This window comes from Mesorhizobium sp. YC-39, assembly GCF_025753795.1.
Lineage (GTDB): Bacteria > Pseudomonadota > Alphaproteobacteria > Rhizobiales > Rhizobiaceae > Mesorhizobium.
The window spans coordinates 437389-454375 of record NZ_JAOWPS010000005.1; the positions used below are offsets into that span (position 1 = coordinate 437389).

The 16987-nt window shown below is 62.2% G+C and carries 19 protein-coding genes; 6 read left to right on the forward strand and 13 right to left on the reverse strand.

Annotation, left to right across the window (positions count from 1 at the left end; all coding sequences use genetic code 11):
- Positions 1–291 precede the first annotated feature (291 nt).
- Positions 292–468: a hypothetical protein gene (locus OHD62_RS27735; RefSeq protein ID WP_263789703.1), complete on the forward strand. Its 177-nt coding sequence runs from the start codon at positions 292–294 to the stop codon at positions 466–468.
- A gap of 24 nt (positions 469–492) precedes the next feature.
- Here OHD62_RS27735 and OHD62_RS27740 read toward each other — a convergent pair whose 3' ends face one another.
- The 9 genes from OHD62_RS27740 to OHD62_RS27780 form a co-directional block, all read right to left on the reverse strand.
- On the reverse strand, positions 493–1638 hold the full coding sequence (locus tag OHD62_RS27740; protein WP_263789705.1) for a sensor domain-containing diguanylate cyclase: 1146 nt from the start codon (positions 1636–1638) through the stop codon (positions 493–495).
- A gap of 371 nt (positions 1639–2009) precedes the next feature.
- Positions 2010–2816: a DUF72 domain-containing protein gene (locus OHD62_RS27745; protein ID WP_263789707.1), complete on the reverse strand. Its 807-nt coding sequence runs from the start codon at positions 2814–2816 to the stop codon at positions 2010–2012.
- A gap of 24 nt (positions 2817–2840) precedes the next feature.
- Positions 2841–3311, reverse strand: a complete 471-nt coding sequence (locus OHD62_RS27750) for a GNAT family N-acetyltransferase (protein WP_263789709.1) — start codon at positions 3309–3311, stop codon at positions 2841–2843.
- Between the two features lie 27 nt (positions 3312–3338).
- Positions 3339–6260: an excinuclease ABC subunit UvrA gene (uvrA, locus tag OHD62_RS27755; RefSeq protein ID WP_263789712.1), complete on the reverse strand. Its 2922-nt coding sequence runs from the start codon at positions 6258–6260 to the stop codon at positions 3339–3341.
- 750 nt (positions 6261–7010) lie between these two features.
- Positions 7011–7298, reverse strand: a complete 288-nt coding sequence (locus OHD62_RS27760) for a hypothetical protein (RefSeq protein ID WP_263789714.1) — start codon at positions 7296–7298, stop codon at positions 7011–7013.
- Positions 7299–7399: 101 nt separating this feature from the next.
- Positions 7400–8008, reverse strand: a complete 609-nt coding sequence (locus OHD62_RS27765) for an ATP-dependent Clp protease proteolytic subunit (protein WP_263789716.1) — start codon at positions 8006–8008, stop codon at positions 7400–7402.
- Positions 8009–8030: 22 nt separating this feature from the next.
- Positions 8031–8540 (reverse strand): SRPBCC family protein, encoded by a 510-nt coding sequence (locus OHD62_RS27770; protein WP_263789718.1) that lies wholly within the window; start codon positions 8538–8540, stop codon positions 8031–8033.
- Positions 8537–8851 (reverse strand): ArsR/SmtB family transcription factor, encoded by a 315-nt coding sequence (locus tag OHD62_RS27775; RefSeq protein WP_263789719.1) that lies wholly within the window; start codon positions 8849–8851, stop codon positions 8537–8539. Before OHD62_RS27775 ends, OHD62_RS27770 begins: the two co-directional genes overlap by 4 nt.
- 43 nt (positions 8852–8894) lie before the next feature.
- Entirely contained in the window at positions 8895–9284 is a 390-nt protein-coding gene (locus OHD62_RS27780; RefSeq protein WP_263789721.1) for a cupin domain-containing protein, read from the reverse strand.
- A 204-nt stretch (positions 9285–9488) separates the two neighbouring features.
- Here OHD62_RS27780 and OHD62_RS27785 point away from each other — a divergent pair, with 204 nt between their 5' ends.
- Genes OHD62_RS27785 through OHD62_RS27795 form a run of 3 tightly spaced genes read left to right on the forward strand, consistent with a single transcriptional unit; the run spans position 9489 to position 10882 of the window.
- A complete protein-coding gene (locus tag OHD62_RS27785; RefSeq protein WP_318528614.1) occupies positions 9489–10004 on the forward strand; it encodes a single-stranded DNA-binding protein in 516 nt (171 codons plus the stop codon).
- Between the two features lie 33 nt (positions 10005–10037).
- Complete coding sequence (locus tag OHD62_RS27790) at positions 10038–10436, forward strand: DUF2306 domain-containing protein (protein ID WP_263789725.1); 399 nt, start codon at positions 10038–10040, stop codon at positions 10434–10436.
- Between the two features lie 23 nt (positions 10437–10459).
- On the forward strand, positions 10460–10882 hold the full coding sequence (locus OHD62_RS27795) for an OsmC family protein (protein WP_263789727.1): 423 nt from the start codon (positions 10460–10462) through the stop codon (positions 10880–10882).
- A 23-nt stretch (positions 10883–10905) separates the two neighbouring features.
- Here OHD62_RS27795 and OHD62_RS27800 read toward each other — a convergent pair whose 3' ends face one another.
- The 4 genes from OHD62_RS27800 to OHD62_RS27815 form a co-directional block, all read right to left on the reverse strand.
- Positions 10906–11307, reverse strand: coding sequence for a DUF4440 domain-containing protein (locus OHD62_RS27800; RefSeq protein ID WP_263789729.1), 402 nt, complete (start codon positions 11305–11307; stop codon positions 10906–10908).
- On the reverse strand, positions 11307–11936 hold the full coding sequence (locus OHD62_RS27805) for a MarC family protein (protein ID WP_263789732.1): 630 nt from the start codon (positions 11934–11936) through the stop codon (positions 11307–11309). Before OHD62_RS27805 ends, OHD62_RS27800 begins: the two co-directional genes overlap by 1 nt.
- Positions 11937–12029: 93 nt before the next feature.
- Positions 12030–12407 carry a VOC family protein gene (locus tag OHD62_RS27810; protein ID WP_263789733.1) on the reverse strand — a complete coding sequence of 126 codons (378 nt, stop codon included), beginning with the start codon at positions 12405–12407 and terminating at the stop codon, positions 12030–12032.
- A 32-nt stretch (positions 12408–12439) separates the two neighbouring features.
- Positions 12440–12976 carry a hypothetical protein gene (locus tag OHD62_RS27815; RefSeq protein ID WP_263790181.1) on the reverse strand — a complete coding sequence of 179 codons (537 nt, stop codon included), beginning with the start codon at positions 12974–12976 and terminating at the stop codon, positions 12440–12442.
- Between the two features lie 103 nt (positions 12977–13079).
- Between OHD62_RS27815 and OHD62_RS27820 the strand changes: the two genes are divergently transcribed.
- Together OHD62_RS27820 and gyrA are read left to right on the forward strand one after the other, a co-directional pair.
- The gene (locus OHD62_RS27820; protein WP_412177425.1) at positions 13080–13901 is read left to right on the forward strand and encodes a helix-turn-helix transcriptional regulator; all 822 of its coding nucleotides are present in this window, start codon (positions 13080–13082) and stop codon (positions 13899–13901) included.
- A gap of 257 nt (positions 13902–14158) precedes the next feature.
- The gene (gene gyrA / locus OHD62_RS27825) at positions 14159–16954 is read left to right on the forward strand and encodes a DNA gyrase subunit A (RefSeq protein ID WP_263789737.1); all 2796 of its coding nucleotides are present in this window, start codon (positions 14159–14161) and stop codon (positions 16952–16954) included.
- Positions 16955–16987 lie beyond the last annotated feature (33 nt).

The window sequence follows — 16987 nt, forward strand, 5'->3', positions numbered from 1 at the left end:
ATCCTGGGTTCAGCACCGTGGCGATGCTCAGAAGTTATGGCATGGATCCTTGGGTCTTCGCTCCGCTTCGCCCAAGGATGACGAAAATCACGAAGGCCATCGTTTGCAATCCTGGCGCGTTGAAGATTGCATGCTAGGCTTTGCTTGGCCTTGGTGAGTCGGCCGCTTTCCGTATCAGTCTCAATTGGCAGATCAGAGGAAGGTGCGGGCCGCGCTATCCCGCTTCATGCGAGCGGCTTTCCTCCTGCGATCTGATTGTTGTTTCAACTTTTCAGGCACCAGGGACAGCCTATGGAACGCTACGTCGAGGACTACCAGAAACGACGGCTCACCGAGCGCGTCGACATCATGACCGCCATCAACATTCTGAAATCGCAAGGATACGACCACGACGAACTCATCGCGGAAATCACCAAGGTCTTCTATGTCGACCTCGATACCTACAATGAGATCGTCATGGCGGCATGAGGATCTGCGAAAACCGCTTGGGTGCTAGCTCGCGCGTCGCAGTGTCGTGACACGGTTACGGCCGCCGCGTTTGGCGGCGTAGAGCGCCTTGTCGGCGCCGCTGAGCACCTTGTCGAAGCTCATTCCTTCCTTGCTGCCGAAAGCGAACCCGGCGCTGACCGTGCATGTCAGGGGACGCGTCTCGGTCTCGATGACGCGCGCGGCGAAGGCGGCGCGTATGCGTTCGGCGGCAAGCTCCACCGTTTCGGGCAGGGTCCGTTTCAGAACCAGAGCGAATTCCTCTCCACCCATGCGTGCGGCGACATCGGTCGGGCGAAGATTGCTCGTCAGTTCCTCGGCGAACACTTTCAGCACGTGATCGCCCGTGGCATGGCCGAATTCGTCGTTGATGGCCTTGAAGCCGTCGAGGTCGAACACGACCACTGCCGTGAAGGCCCCGATCGGGGCACTGTTGTTGAGATCGAACAGAGCGCGCCGGTTGAGCAGGCCGGTCAGCGGATCGGTCAGTGCATCCAGGCGATGATACCGGGCCAGACGCCCCTGGTTGAGCGCCAGCGAAAGGGCGCCGATGCCAGTCATCGAGGCGATGACGATGACGAGGCTGAGATCCTCGGCCCAGTTGCTTGGCGCATGTCCGAGGACCAGTCTGCCATCCCATGCGAGAACCATGGCGCACAGCACGAAGGATATGGCGGTGGCGCAGTAGAGCACCGTGAGGCTGATGATCGGGACGGGCGCCTCGGCGCGTCCTTTCCAGTATTCATGCGCCGTCGCAAACAAAAGCAGGGCGGCACAGGAATTCTCGAGCATGAAGCCGAGCCCGTCATATCCAAGCGCCATGGGCGGCAACGCCACGACAAGCGAAATGCCGCTGCCAAGGACCGTGAGCGGGATCGGCGATCGGCCTGACCTGAACTGGTAAGCGGCGCCCAGCATCGTCGAGAAACCGACGAGGAGCACGGCGAAACTTGCCATGCCGAGCAGGCGTCCTGGCGCGTCGATATAGTCCCTGTAGACGAAAACGTCGCCGACGATCAGCAACGCGCTGATCGCCCAGGTCAGCAGAAATTTTTCAGTACGGGCTGTCAGCCAGATGCCGAACAACGTCAAACTGAGGCAGGCGGCGGAGAAACCGATTGCCAGCAGAAGTGAGTTGTAGTCGAGCGACATGCCCCTCGTTCCTTGCCCGCCGCGGTCCAATCCTGCGACCTGGCCTGACCGGAGTCATGCAGCAAGGAGGTATCGATAAGGTTACGATGGCGCGAAGATGCCACGATTCCAAATGCTTCGGCGTGTCAGAGACCGTTTGGAAATTCTACTCTGGCGGTCATCTGATGGCGTTTTCTGCGCTTACTGCAGCGCCGCGCGTCCTGTGGACGCGCAAAGGACGCTGCAGCACTTTTGAATCTGCGCATGATCCTTTCCGAAAATCGGGGGCGATTTTCGGGGTCATGCGCTGCTCACGGACCAAATGTCCGCTGCGCTCCGGTTCTCGAAACCACCACCATATGACTCGCCAGAGCGAAATTCGAAACGGTCTCTCAGCCTGTCACCCGTTTCATCAAGGCCATGGCGCCGAATGGGGCGCGAACCTTGCCTTCGGTGATGAAGTAGACGAACACGTCACGCGGCTTGACTGGAGCCTCGGTCGCGGGATCGGCGCGCGGCAGGTCGGCGGGAACCTTGCCTTCCGCCCAGGTCTTGGCTCGCGTCGCCCACTCGCCGAGCCCTTTCGGCGTGTAGCAGTCGGGATTGTCGTCGCTGCCGGTCTGCAGCCGCGCATAGATGAAATCGCCGGTGACATCGGCAATCGCAGGATATTTGGCGTGGTCGGCATAGACGATCGCGACCTTGTACTTGCGCGCGAGCGCAGCGAATTCCGGTACGACAAAACTGTCGTTGCGCACCTCGACCGCATGGCGCAGCGCAACGCTGTCCTGCTTTTCAGGCAACAATTTTAGAAAGGCTTCGAAATCGTCCGGATCGAACTTTTTCGTCGGCGCGAACTGCCACAGGATCGGCCCGAGCTTGTCGCCAAGCGCGGCGACGCCCGAGCCCAGGAAACGCATCATGGACTCGCCGGCCTCTCCAAGCACGCGGCGGTTGGTGACGAAGCGATTGCCCTTCAGCGAATAGACGAAACCGTCTGGCGCCTCACCAGCCCATTTGACGAAGGTCGGCTCCTTGAAACTGGAATAATAGGTGCCGTTGACCTCGATGCTCGGCACCTGCCGGCTGGCGTAGTGCAACTGCTTGGCCTTTGAGAGCTTGTCTGGATAGAAGGACGTGTCCCAGGGCTCGAAGGTCCAGCCGCCCATGCCGGCGCGGATTTTTCCATGGCTGCTCATTGTCGTCCTCCCCGAGAAAAATATTCAGGCCGGCGTAACGGTTTCGACCGGCTTTGCCATGTCGACGACCATCCATCCCGGCCGATAGGGGTTGGGCCGGCGGCCTGTTTCATGAAAGCCGTAGGCCGTGTAGAGCGCGATATTCCGCTCCATCCTCGCATTCGTGTAGAGCCGCACCTCCGGCAGGCGCCATTGTCGCGCCTGCTCGTCGGCGAAGTTGAGGAGCTTGATGCCGAAGCCCTTGCCTTTAAAACCCGGCGCGACCGCGACGCTGAAGATCATAGCGTGATCCGGGTGCCGTTCGAGAACCAGAAGTCCGGCCACCTCATTGCCGCTTTCCAGCAGCCAGACTTCGCCGCGTTCGATGCGCGGCGCGTAGTCTTCGGTGACCGGGATCGGCGGTGCGCCGAGCAGGGCGGTGTAAGGCGCGTAAGCGGCTTCGGTCAGCGTGACGACAGTTTGGAGATCACCGGTAAGCGCTCTTCTGGTCGTCATTCAAACGCTCCCAACTGGTCTGCCCTCTCACTCCGCCGCTTCGCGTTTGCCTCCGGGGCGTCGCTCCAAAAGCTCCTTGAGGAACTGGCCGGTGTAGCTGCGCTTCTCGCGCACGATGTCTTCCGGCGTGCCGGAGGCGACCAGCTCGCCGCCGCCATCGCCGCCTTCGGGGCCGAGGTCGAGCACCCAGTCGGCGGTTTTTATCACTTCGAGATTATGCTCGATGACGACCACCGTGTTGCCCTGGTCGACCAGTTCGTGCAGCACTTCCAAGAGCTTGGCGACGTCGTGGAAATGCAGGCCGGTGGTCGGCTCGTCGAGAATGTACAGCGTCTTGCCGGTCGCCTTGCGCGACAGTTCCTTGGCGAGTTTTATCCGCTGCGCCTCGCCGCCGGACAGCGTCGTCGCCTGCTGGCCGATATGGATGTAGCCCAGCCCAACCTGCTTCAGCGTCTCCAGCTTGTCGCGCACGCCGGGCACGGCGGCGAAGAAGTCGACGCCTTCCTCGACCGTCATGTCGAGCACATCGGCGATCGACTTGCCCTTGAACAGGACGTCGAGCGTCTCGCGGTTATAGCGCTTGCCGTGGCAGACGTCGCAGGTGACATAGACGTCGGGCAAAAAGTGCATCTCGATCTTGATGACGCCGTCGCCCTGGCAGGCCTCGCAGCGGCCGCCCTTGACGTTGAAGGAGAAGCGGCCCGGCTGATAGCCTCGCGCCTTGGCCTCGGGAAGACCAGCGAACCAGTCGCGGATCGGCGTGAAGGCGCCGGTATAGGTGGCGGGGTTGGAGCGCGGGGTCCGTCCGATCGGCGACTGATCGATGTCGATGACCTTGTCGAGGAATTCGAGGCCTTCGATACGGTCGTGGTCGGCCGGGTGCTCGCGCGAGCCCATAATGCGGCGCGACGCCGCCTTGAACAGCGTCTCGATCAGGAAGGTCGATTTGCCGCCGCCCGACACGCCAGTGACGGCGGTGAACGTGCCAAGCGGGATTTCGGCCGTCACATTCTTCAGATTGTTGCCGCGTGCCCCGACGATCTTCAGCCGCCGGCTCTTCTTGGCTTCGCGCCGCACGGCGGGCGTCGCCACTTCGAGCGCGCCCGACAGGTATTTGCCGGTGATCGAATTGGGATTGGCCATCACTTGCTGCGGCGTTCCCTGGGCGATGATCTCGCCGCCATGGATGCCGGCGGCCGGACCGATGTCGACGACATAGTCGGCATGCAGGATGGCGTCCTCGTCATGCTCGACGACGATCACCGTGTTGCCGATGTCGCGTAGATGCTTCAGCGTGTCGAGCAGGCGGGCATTGTCGCGCTGATGCAGGCCGATAGACGGCTCGTCCAGCACATAGAGCACGCCGGTGAGGCCCGAGCCGATCTGCGAGGCCAGCCGGATGCGCTGGCTTTCGCCGCCCGACAGCGTGCCGGAATTGCGCGACAGCGTCAGATAGTCGAGCCCGACATCGTTGAGGAAGCGCAGCCGCTCGCGGATCTCCTTCAAGACGCGTACCGCGATTTCGTTCTGCTTGTCGTTGAGCTGGGCGGGCAATTCGGTGAACCACTGGTCGGCCTTGCGGATCGACTGTTCGGTGACCTCGCCGATATGCTTGCCCGCGATCTTGACTGCCAGCGCCTCCGGCTTCAGCCGGTAGCCATTGCAGGCAGGGCAGGGCGTGGCCGACATGAAGCGCTCGATCTCCTCGCGCATCCAGGCGGATTCGGTCTCCTTCCAGCGCCGCTCGAGATTGGGAATGACGCCCTCGAAGGTTTTCGTCGTCTTGTAGGAGCGCAGGCCGTCATCATACTGGAAGGTGATCTCGCGCTCGCCGGTGCCGTGCAGGATGGCCTGCTTTGCCTCTTCGGTGAGATCCCTGAACTTGTCGCCAAGCTTGAAGTCATAGGCCTTGCCCAAGGCTTCCAGCGTTTGTGCGTAGTAAGGCGAGGTCGACTTCGCCCATGGGCTGACGGCGCCGGCGCGTAGCGAGACGTTTTCGTCGGGCACGATCAGGCTGGCGTCGATGGCACGCTGGCTGCCGAGGCCGTCGCAGGTCGGGCAGGCGCCGAACGGGTTGTTGAACGAAAACAGCCTCGGCTCGATCTCGGGAATGGTGAAGCCGGAGACCGGGCAGGCGAATTTCTCCGAGAACAGGATGCGCTCATGCGTCTCGTTCTTCGACTTGTTGACTGAATCCTCGCCGGTCTGGCTGGCATCGAGCGGCCGGTCGGCGAATTCAGCGACCGCCAGCCCTTCGGCGAGCTTCAGCGCCGTTTCGATGGAATCGGCAAGCCGTGTGGCGAGGTCGCCGCGCACGACGATGCGGTCGACGACGACGTCGATGTCATGCTTGTACTTCTTGTCCAGCGCCGGCACATCAGCGATCTCGTAGAAGATGCCGTCGACCTTGACGCGCTGAAAGCCCTTCTTCTGCAGCTCCAGCAATTCCTTGCGGTACTCGCCCTTGCGGCCGCGCACGATGGGCGCCAGGATGAACAGGCGAGTGCCTTCCTCGACCGCCAGCACGCGGTCGACCATCTGCGAAACCGTCTGGCTCTCGATCGGCAGGCCGGTGGCCGGCGAATAGGGAATGCCGACGCGCGCGAACAGAAGCCGCATGTAGTCGTAGATCTCGGTGACGGTGCCGACCGTCGAGCGCGGGTTCTTCGATGTCGTTTTCTGTTCGATCGAAATGGCAGGCGACAGGCCGTCGATCTGGTCGACGTCAGGCTTCTGCATCATTTCGAGGAATTGCCTGGCATAGGCCGACAGGCTCTCGACATAACGACGCTGGCCCTCGGCATAGATGGTGTCGAAGGCGAGCGACGACTTGCCGGAGCCGGACAGGCCGGTCATGACGATCAGGCTGTCACGCGGCAGGTCGAGATCGACATTCTTCAGATTGTGTTCGCGCGCCCCGCGAATGGAAAGATATTTATGGTCGGCCATTGCCGGTCGCCGCCTCAGGTCTGGAATCTGCTGGAGTGGCGGGTCTTCCCGGCCATCCCCCTATGTAAGTATTTTCGCCGCCACGTCGAGAGACGCCACAAATCTCGACAAAAGCGTTTAACCGTCTTTCGCGCGAACGGGCAAGCGGAAAGAACAAAGGCCGAACACGCTCCTGACAAAGCTGTGTAAAAGACCGAATAGCCAAGCACCTCGAATCTGGTTGCCCTGGCACGCCGGTCTGACCTGAACGTAACCTCGATCACATTTTTCGTAACCGGCTACTCAAAGGTTGACGCCGCCGACTCAGGGGCGCAGTCTCCAATGGTCAACGAAGCCGGCTGTCTTTCGATGGCCTCGCTGCCTACAGGCGGCCTGCGAGACGCCGCAGGCTTTGCGATTTGCGCTTCGGACGACACGTCGCAACGGACACAGGAGCGGAGCATGACGCCACCGGACAGTCCCTTGAGGCTCCACATTTCGCTGGAGCCACGGCAGGCATAAGTGCCAGGGTTGGCGTATGCGCCGCCCGACAAACCGTGATCTGCCGATCCCCCAAAATCAGAGACTACTAGTCGGATCGTCGGCTGAACGCCGCGAAGCATCCGAAATCAAAAGCCGGTAAAACATTCCCGGCGAATTTGGATTTAAGATCCATGACAAGGCCCCGACCGTCTGCGGAAGCAGCGGCGGGGCTGTTCGTTTCAGGCGGGTGCTGCCTAACCGTCAGCGCTCCCGGGGCGTGCCGCCTGCCTAACGGTTGGACGGCTTGATCGCGCCGGCACCGACATCGATGGTGATGCTGCCGGAAATCCTGACATCGGTATTGCCGATCTTGAACTGGCCGTTGCCACCGGCCGGCAACGCGTCGTCGGGTTCGGGCTGCGGGGCCGGCCTGGCGATGCGATAGTCGCTGGTCACGCCGGGCAGGGCGCCCTTTTGCGGCGAACTGTCGTCGGCAAAGGCGTTGCCGGCCAGCAAGCAGGCACCGGCAAGGGCGGCAGCACGGCGCAACGGTCTGGATGAACGGCTGTCGGTCATTTCGCGGACTATAGGGTCACGCCGCGCGCGAGGCCAGACCGGCCGCAATCAAATTGCCGCGTGTCAGCGGACTTGGCTCGAAGTCGCCGGGTCGGGGCGCTTCATGCCGCCGCCTTCTTGCGTGTATCGAAAACATGGTCGACGAGGCCCCATGCCTTGGCTTCCTCGGCGGTCATGAAGAAATCGCGGTCGAGCGTGCGCTCGACCTCCTCCAGGCTGCGGCCGCAATGCTGCGCGTAGAGGTCGGCCATGCGCCGCTTGGTGCGCAGAATGCCTTCGGCGTGGCGCTGGATGTCCGAGGCCTGGCCCTGGAAGCCGCCGAGCGGCTGATGCAGCAGGATGCTGGTGTTGGGCAGCGCGATGCGCCGGCCCGGCGCGCCCGCCATCAAAAGGAAAGAGGCCATCGAGGCGGCAAAGCCCATGCAGACGGTCGACACCGGGCAACTGATATATTGCATCGTGTCGTAGATGGCGAAGCCGCTGGTCACCACGCCGCCCGGCGAGTTGATATAGAGCGAGATCTCCTTGTCGGGATTGTCCGATTCCAGCGACAGAAGCTGGGCGCAGACCAGCGCCGACATGCCGTCGTCGATCTGGCCGTTGATGAAGACGATGCGCTCGCGCAGCAGCCGCGAAAAAATGTCGAAGGCGCGTTCGCCACGGCTCGATTGCTCGATCACCATCGGCACCAGATTGGCAAGCCCGCTCATTTCTTCTCTCCGTTGGTTATGTTCAGGCCGCGCGCAGCAAAAAGCGAGGCGTGTTGGCGGCGACAGGCAGATTAGGGTTGTGCGCGCCCAGCGAAAGGCGGCAGCCGCTGCTCGCCATTGTGACCGAGGGGAGGGCAATAGCGGGTGTTGCAGCACGCGCGAACCCGTCATGGACGATACGCAGATGCGTGCCGCCGGAAACCGTGCGGTCGAGTGTGAACGTGACGATGCTGTCCATTGGGCTACCAAGCGGCTCCGGCCGGGCTGCACCCCGGGTCGTTGGCAGCTCGCGCCAGGAATAGCGCAGCAGCCGTCCAGGTTCGGCATCGAGGATTTTGCAGTCGATGCGTGCGTCAGGCCCGGCAAAGGCAAAGCGGCTGCCGATTTCCGGCTCGATGTCGTTGGGCATCAGCCAGGCGGCGAGCAGCTTCGGCTCGGTCAGCGCTCGCCAAACTTTCTCCGGGGGGTCCGGAAGCTCGCATTGGAATTCGAGTGAATCCGCAGCACTGTTGGCATGTTCTTCCCGTGTCATTGATCCATGTCCTTCAAAACCGTTTTCAGCCTCTCGATGCGCTCCGGCCAGAACGCGCGGTAGCGCTCGATCCAGCCGAGCAGTGGCTCAAGCCCCCGCGGATCGGCGCGATAATAGGCGTTGCGGCCGGTCCGCCGCTCGGTGACCAGGCCGGCGCCGCGCAGCACCGCGAGATGCTGGGAGACCGCCGGCTGCGACACCGTCATACCGTTGCGCAGTTCCGACACCGTCATCTCGCTGGCGGCGAGCCGTTCATAGACGGCACGGCGCGTCGGGTCGGCAAGGGCGCGGAAAATCTCTGCTTCGATCATGCCAAAGCATAAGTCGATACTTATTGGTTTGGCAAGCGCCGTTTTACACAACCCGCGGAAGCCAGCGCTTCACCGGCTCAGCAGATCCGTCAAACGTCGCCTCGAAGATCGAGGAAGCGAGCACGGCATGGACGTGAAGCGTATCGGAGCCGACATTTCGGAAACCGTGCTTCCTGAAGGCGGGAACAATGAGTGACTGTCCGGTGGTCAGGACGGTGTGCTCTTCGTCGATCCACATCTCGGCATTGCCGGTGATGACGGTAAGCACTTCCTCGACCGGGTGCCAATGCGTTGGGGCACCTGCCGCAGGTGCCACCCATTGCTCGAACAGGCAAAGATAAGCTGCGCCATTGCGAGCCGAGACCTGCATCCGGGTTTCCACTCCCGCTCGCCATTGTTCGCGCTGCTGGTCCTGGTGAATGACTGGCCTCATTTGGACTCCCCCATATCGTGGAAATTCCGGTTTGAAATACTACATGCTGCTGACAAGCATTGACATGACATTGCTTTGTTATATAGAACGAAAAGAGAACAAAAACCTTGTGGGAAAAGGCAGCCACGGCAGGCGGGGATTGTCCGCAGCCTGTAAGGTGCGTGCGACAGAAATTTTGGTTTCGGATGAGCGCGGAGAAGTGTGATGGCGGGTAGCGTCAACAAGGTCATTCTGGTCGGCAATCTCGGGGCGGACCCTGAAATCCGCCGCCTGAATTCCGGTGATCCGGTCGTCAACATCCGCATCGCCACGTCGGAAAGCTGGCGCGACAAGAATTCCGGCGAGCGCAAGGAAAAGACCGAGTGGCACAATGTCGTGATCTTCAATGACCAGATCGCCAAGGTGGCCGAGCAGTATTTGAAGAAGGGTATGAAGGTTTATGTCGAGGGCCAGTTGCAGACGCGCAAATGGCAGGACCAGACCGGCAATGACCGCTATACGACCGAGGTCGTGCTGCAGAAATTCCGTGGCGAGCTGCAGATGCTTGACGCGCGCGGCGAAGGCGGCGGCCAGGTTGGCAGCTACGCCGGTGGCGGTAACAGCCGCGGTTCCGATTTTGGCCAGTCGAGCCCGGGCGAGAGCTTCAACCGCGGCGGCGGTGGATCGAAGGGCGGCGGCGGTGGTTCGTCACGCGAGTTGGACGACGAAATCCCGTTCTGAGTGAATGCCAGGGGCATTTGAGGAGAGGGCGAGATGTCTCTCGAACCGCTGCTATCCGCGCCCCCTCCCATCCCTTGGCATGCATATGCGGCCTTTGCCGCGCTGGCGATAGGCGGGGCGCAGCTGGCATTGCCAAAAGGCACGCCGCGCCACCGCGTGCTCGGCTATGTCTGGGCGGCGCTGATGCTGCTCGTTGCCATTTCGAGTTTCTGGATCCAGGAGATGCGCCTGATCGGTCCGTTCAGCCCGATCCATCTCCTGTCGATCCTGGTGCTGGTCACCGTGCCGCTGGCGGTCTGGCATGCGCACAGCCATAAAGTCACCGCGCATCGCGGCGCCATGATCAAACTCTATGTTTTCGCGCTGATCGGCGCCGGCATCTTCACGCTGCTGCCCGGCCGGATCATGCACACGGTCGTGTTCGGCCAATAGGTGGCCTCGCAAGGAAGAATGCAGTGAAAGCACGCGTCAAATGGGTCGAGGAACGCACCTTTGTCGGCGAGTCCGGGAGCGGTCACAAGGTGGTTTTGGGCACCGCTTTCGGCCCGGAAGGCAGGACGCCAGGACCAAGCCCGATGGAACTCATGCTGATCGGCACCGGCGGCTGCTCGACCTATGACGTGGTCCATATTCTCGAAAAAGGGCGCGAGGCGGTCGAGGATTGTGTCGTCGAACTCGATGCCGACCGGGCGGAAACCGAACCCAGGGTCTTCACCCGCATCCACATGCATTTCATCGTCAAGGGCCGCGCGCTTTCGCGCGACAAGGTGAACCGGGCGATCAACTTGTCGATCGAAAAATACTGCTCGGCGACCGCGATGCTGGCCAAGACGGCGACCATCACTCATGATTTTGAAGTCATCGACACGGCGAAGTAGAACCGGGCACCGGTCGTCGCGCGTTAGCGGAGGCCTTCAGAAGCCTCTTCGAGGGCGGCCTGAGTCCCCTGATGGAACACCAGTCGCCAATGCCCGTCGATGCGCTTCCATACGGAGCTGCGCAGCGATGCAATAGCGGTTTCTTTCCTTGGTTTTAGCCGATAAGTCAGAAGCACCACTTCGGGTGCCAATTCGACCGTTCTGATATCGGCCATTTCCAACCGATCGTCTGGGGCCGGTTCCTCCTTCGATGCGACAAGCGCCTCTAGGATCGACCGCTTGTTGTATTCGATGCCGGATTTCCCGAATTCGATCATGCTGTCGTCGAGCACGGCTTCAAGAAAATCCCGATCATTGCGGGTCGGCGCTCGTAACAATGCGAGTTCCAGTTCGACGATCTTGGGATCGGTTACCGCGTCTGACATCAGCCCGCCATCAGCGCCTTGATGCCGTCAGCGACGAACTGTACGGCAAGTGCCGCCAGGATGACGCCGAGCAGCCGGGTCAGAATCGAGCGGCCGGTCTGGCCGAGGATGCGGTCAATGCGCTCGGCCAGCACGAACACCAGATAGGTGATGGCCAGGCACACGAAGATGATGCCGACCAGTGCCACCTGCGCCGCGAAACCGTCGAAGTGTCCCGACAGCAGGACGGTCGCGGAAATGGCGCCCGGACCGGCAATCAGCGGGATCGCCAGCGGAAAGGCGGCGATGTTGTGGATCATGTCCTTGGTGATGGCGACGTCGCCGATCTTCTCCTTGCGGTCCTGCCGGCGTTCGAACACCATTTCGAAAGCGATGAAGAACAACAGGAAGCCGCCGGCGACGCGAAAGGCCGGCAGCGTAATGCCGAACACCGACAGGATCGCCGCGCCAGCGACCGCAAACACCGCCATCACCAGGAAGGCGATGACCGAGGCGCGTACGGAGACCTGCTGACGCTCCTCGCGGTTCATGCCGCGCGTCACGGCAAGGAAGAGTGGCGCCAGCCCGGGTGGGTCGATGGTCACCAGGATGGTGACGAAGGCGTTGAACAGGTTGTCGAAGCTCGGCATCTTTCACCCCTCCCGCCGGGCCAAGCCCAAGCCTCCAATTGGTAGAGCAAAGCGGGAGCGGTGGAAACGGGTGAGCTGGGCGAATTCAGCCGGCTAGCTGGCGGCGCTGCAATAGGCTTCGATGCGGTATCCATCCGGGTCGATGACGAAGGCGGCGTAGTAGTTGTCGCCATAAGACGCTCGCAGGCCGGGCGGGCCATTGTCGCGACCGCCTTCGCGAAGTGCTGCCGCGTAGAATGCATCGACACTGGCGCGCGTCGGGGCGGCGAAGCAGAAGTGCAGGCCGGACTCTACATCCGCCTTCACCGGCCGTGGAGCCTCGTTCACCCATAGCGCCACCACTTCCCCGCCATAGCCGAGCGAGCCGGGCGACTGGCTGAGGCATGTGTAGCCGAGCGGTTTCAACGCGGCATCGTAGAAGCGTTTCGCGGCGTCGGCGTCGCGGACGCCAATCGAGACATGGTCGAGCATATTTTTCTCCGTGTTTGCAATGTGTTGGTTGATCAGGCTGGAGTCACACGGCGCGCCCGAAACTCAACTTCTAGCCGCCAGGTTACGCCGTCGTCCTGCGAGCGTTCACCCAGCCAGCGGAAGGTATTTTCGGTAATGCCCAGAAAGCTCCAGCGTACCGAAGCGCCGGTGCCGTCGGCGCCTTGCTGAACGATGGTGTCACCCTCGGCGCGGCCGAGCTGGCGGCTGTAATATTGGTTGCGCGGATCGCTCCAGAAGATGTGCCAGGCATTAACGCTGGGGTCATAGACGCGCAATGTCGTGCCATAGAACGTCCATGTGCCGAGGGAGGGCGAAGGGCCAGCATCGCGCGCGGGCAGGATCCATACATCCTGGATCGCTTTGCCTTCCAGAACCCAGCCGAAATGGACCTCGCCGCGCCCCGTCAGAACCGTGCCATCTTCGAGATGGCGTGTGGCATCGAATGTCCAGGCGCCGACGAAGCGGCCGTAAAGGTCCAGCTTTTCTGCCAAGCCGGGGTTGGGCCCGTCACTATGCAAGGCTCCGGTAAAGGTAGATGGATCTGTCATGATTGCTGCCTTCGTGCTGTCAGGAGATTGCAAGCGATAGTCCCCGGACAGGGTTCTGCGCTTGGGAAAAATTGCTATCTTTCGAACCATGACGACAAACACCATGACGATGGGCGATCTTGCATCGGGGCAGGGCTGGCAGGTGTCAGACGTGGTGTGCACCGCCGGCGCCGGTGACAGGCCGTTCGAGGAAGAGCACCGGACCTTTTGCATTGCCGCGGTGACCAGCGGCACCTTCCGCTACCGTACGCGGCAGGGCATGGCGATGCTGGCGCCGGGCGCCATCCTGCTCGGCAATCCCGGCGCCTGCTATGAATGCGGCCACGAGCATGGAGCCGGCGACCGCTGCCTCTCCTTCCATTTTGCCCCCGCCTATATGGAAGGCATCGTCGCCGACGTGCCTGGCACGAGGCGGCTGGGCTTTGCGGCGCCTCGCCTGCCGCCCTTGCCGGCGCTGGCGCCGCTGCTGGCGGAAGCGGAGGCCGCGCGCGAAACAGCTGACAGCGATGCGTTCGAGGAACTCGGCCTGCGCATCGCCGGCGCGGTGGTCGCCGCTGCCTCCGGTTCCACGCGGACCTGCAAGCCGCCAAGCCACCGCGACCAGAAACGGGTCGCCGAAGCGGTGAGGCTGATCGAGCTGGAGGCCGATCGCCCACTTTCGCTAACCGAGCTCGCCGACGGCACCGCGACCAGTCCCTATCATTTCCTGCGCACATTCCGGCAGGTGGCGGGGACCACGCCTTACCAGTTCCTGCTGAAAACCAGGCTGCACCGGGCCGCGGTGCGGCTGCGCACCTCTGGCGAGGCGATCTCGGCGATCGCCTTCGAGGCAGGGTTCGACGATCTGTCGACCTTCAACCGCCGTTTCCGTCGGGTCATGGGCGAAGCGCCGGGTGCCTATCGCGCCCGCCGGCGCATCTCTTAGCGTCGACCCGTTCCGTGCCTGTAAGACGATATGACGGCCGGGTTGTCGCGGTCGAGGCTGTTGGCCAAGGACTGCGACCCATGGCAGGCTTTGCTTCGGTTATGGCGAAAAGCGCCTTGGCCATATCGTCGCAATCGCCGGTATCCTTTTGAAATTACCAACGAAATTGTCTCTGGAAAAGCCGCCGCCGACATTGGAGTTTCGGCTGCGCTTCCTATATAAGCAGCCAGTGATTCCTGACTGGATTGTGACCTGATTTGACCGACCAGAAGACACCGCGCGGCGCCGATGGCGGCCCGACCGGCATCGAGCCGATATCCATCATTGAGGAGATGCAGCGCTCCTATCTCGATTACGCCATGAGCGTGATCGTTAGCCGTGCGCTGCCGGACGTGCGCGACGGCCTGAAGCCGGTGCATCGCCGCATTCTCTACGCTGCCCATGAGAGCGGCTACCACTGGAACCGCAAATATGTGAAGTCGGCCCGCCCGGTCGCCGACGTGATGGGTAAATACCATCCGCATGGCGATGCCTCCATCTACGACGCCCTGGTGCGCATGGCGCAGGACTGGTCGCTGCGCGTGCCGCTGATCGACGGGCAGGGCAATTTCGGCTCGATCGACGGCGATCCGCCGGCGGCGATGCGTTACACCGAGTCGCGGCTGACCAAGGTCGCGCATGAATTGCTGGAGGATATCGACAAGGAAACCGTCGATTTCCAGGATACTTACGATGCGTCGGGCAGCGAGCCGAAAGTGTTGCCAGCGCGCTTCCCCAACCTTCTGGTCAACGGTTCCGGCGGTATCGCCGTCGGCATGGCCACCAATATCCCGCCGCATAACCTCGGCGAAGTCTGCAACGGCGCCATCGCCATCATCGACAATCCGGCGATCGACCTGCCGGCGCTGATGGAGATCATCCCGGGGCCGGATTTTCCGACCGGCGGCATCGTGCTCGGCCGTTCCGGTATCTATAGCGCCTATTCGACCGGCCGCGGCTCCATCGTCATGCGCGGCCGCGTCAATATCGAGCAACGTGGCAACGACCGTGAATCGATTATCATCACCGAAGTTCCCTACCAGGTGAACAAGTCGTCGATGATCGAGAAAATGGCCGAACTGGTGCGCGACAAGCGCATCGAGGGCATTTCCGACATTCGCGACGAGAGCGACCGCCAGGGTTATCGCGTCGTCATCGAACTGAAGCGCGACGCGGTCGCCGACGTCATCCTCAACCAGCTCTATCGCTTCACGCCGCTGCAGACATCCTTCGGCGCCAATATGGTGGCGCTCAACGGCGGCAAGCCGGAAGTGCTGACGCTGACCGACATGCTGAAGGCGTTTGTCTCCTTCCGCGAGGAAGTGATCAGCCGGCGCACGAAATTCCTGCTGCGCAAGGCGCGCGACCGCGCCCATGTGCTGGTCGGTCTTGCTATCGCCGTCGCGAATATCGACGAGGTGATAAAGCTCATCCGCACCGCGCCGGACCCGCAGACGGCGCGCGAGCAGTTGATGGAACGGCGCTGGCCCTCGGGCGACGTCGAAGCGCTGATCCTTTTGATTGACGACCCGCGCCACCGCATCAACGAGGACGGCACCTACAATCTGTCGGAGGAACAGGCCCGCGCCATCCTCGAACTGCGCCTGCAGCGCCTGACCGCGCTCGGCCGCGACGAGATCGCCGACGAGTTGAACACGATCGGCGCCGAAATTGTTGATTATCTTGACATTTTGTCGTCCCGTGCCCGCATCCAGCAGATCGTCAAGGACGAGCTTGCCGCCGTGCGCGACGAGTTCGGCACGCCGCGCCGCACCGAACTCACCGACGGTGGGGCGGATATGGAAGACGAGGACCTGATCCAGCGCGAAGACATGGTCGTGACGGTCAGCCATTCCGGCTACATCAAGCGCGTGCCGCTGTCGCTCTACCGGGCGCAGCGCCGTGGCGGCAAGGGCCGCTCCGGCATGTCGACCAAGGAAGAGGATTTCGTCACCCGGCTGTTCGTCGCCAACACGCACACGCCGGTGCTGTTCTTCTCCTCGCGCGGCATCGTCTACAAGGAAAAGGTGTGGCGCCTGCCGATCGGCAACCCGCAGTCGCGCGGCAAGGCGCTGATCAACATGCTGCCGCTGGAACAGGGCGAGCGCATCACCACCATCATGCCGCTGCCCGAGGACGAAACGAGCTGGGGCGAGCTCGATGTGATGTTTGCCACCACGCGCGGCACTGTGCGCCGCAACAAGCTTTCCGACTTCGTCCAGGTCAATCGCAACGGCAAGATCGCCATGAAGCTGGAGGAGGAAGGCGACGAGATCCTCGGCGTCGAAACCTGTACTGACAATGACGACGTGCTTTTGACCGCAAGTTCCGGCCAGTGCATTCGCTTCTCGGTCAGCGACGTGCGCGTCTTCCAGAGCCGCAATTCGGTCGGCGTGCGCGGCATCGCTATGGCCGACACCGATAGGGTGATCTCGATGGCGGTGATCGAACATGTCGATGCGCCGCCGGCTGAGCGTGCCGCCTATCTCAAGCGGGTGGTGGCCGAACGGCGGCTCGCCGCCGGCATCGCTGCCGGCGATGAAGAGGAAATCGCGCTGACCAATGAGGAGGTCGGCGAGGAGACGGAGCTGTCCGACGAACGCTACGAGTTCCTCAAGGCGCACGAGCAGTTCGTGCTGACGGTGACGGAATATGGCTATGGCAAGCGCTCTTCGTCCTATGATTTCCGCCTGACGGGACGCGGCGGCAAAGGCATCCGCGCCACCGATGTGTCGAAGACGGCGGAGATCGGCCGCCTGGTGGCGACTTTCCCGGTCGGAAATGACGACCAGATCATGCTGGTGTCGGATGGCGGCACCGTGATCCGCGTGCCGGTCCACGATATCCGTTTCGCCAGCCGCGCCACCAAGGGCGTGACCATCTTCAACACCGCCGAAGGCGAGAAAGTCGTTTCGGTCGAGCGGATTTCGGAACCGCAGTCGGACGAGGAAGCCGAAGAGAACGTCGAGGCCGGGTCGGATACCGGTGTTGAAGACACGGACACCGCCGAATAGGCTTTGAAACGACAACGCCGGCCCACCGGCCGG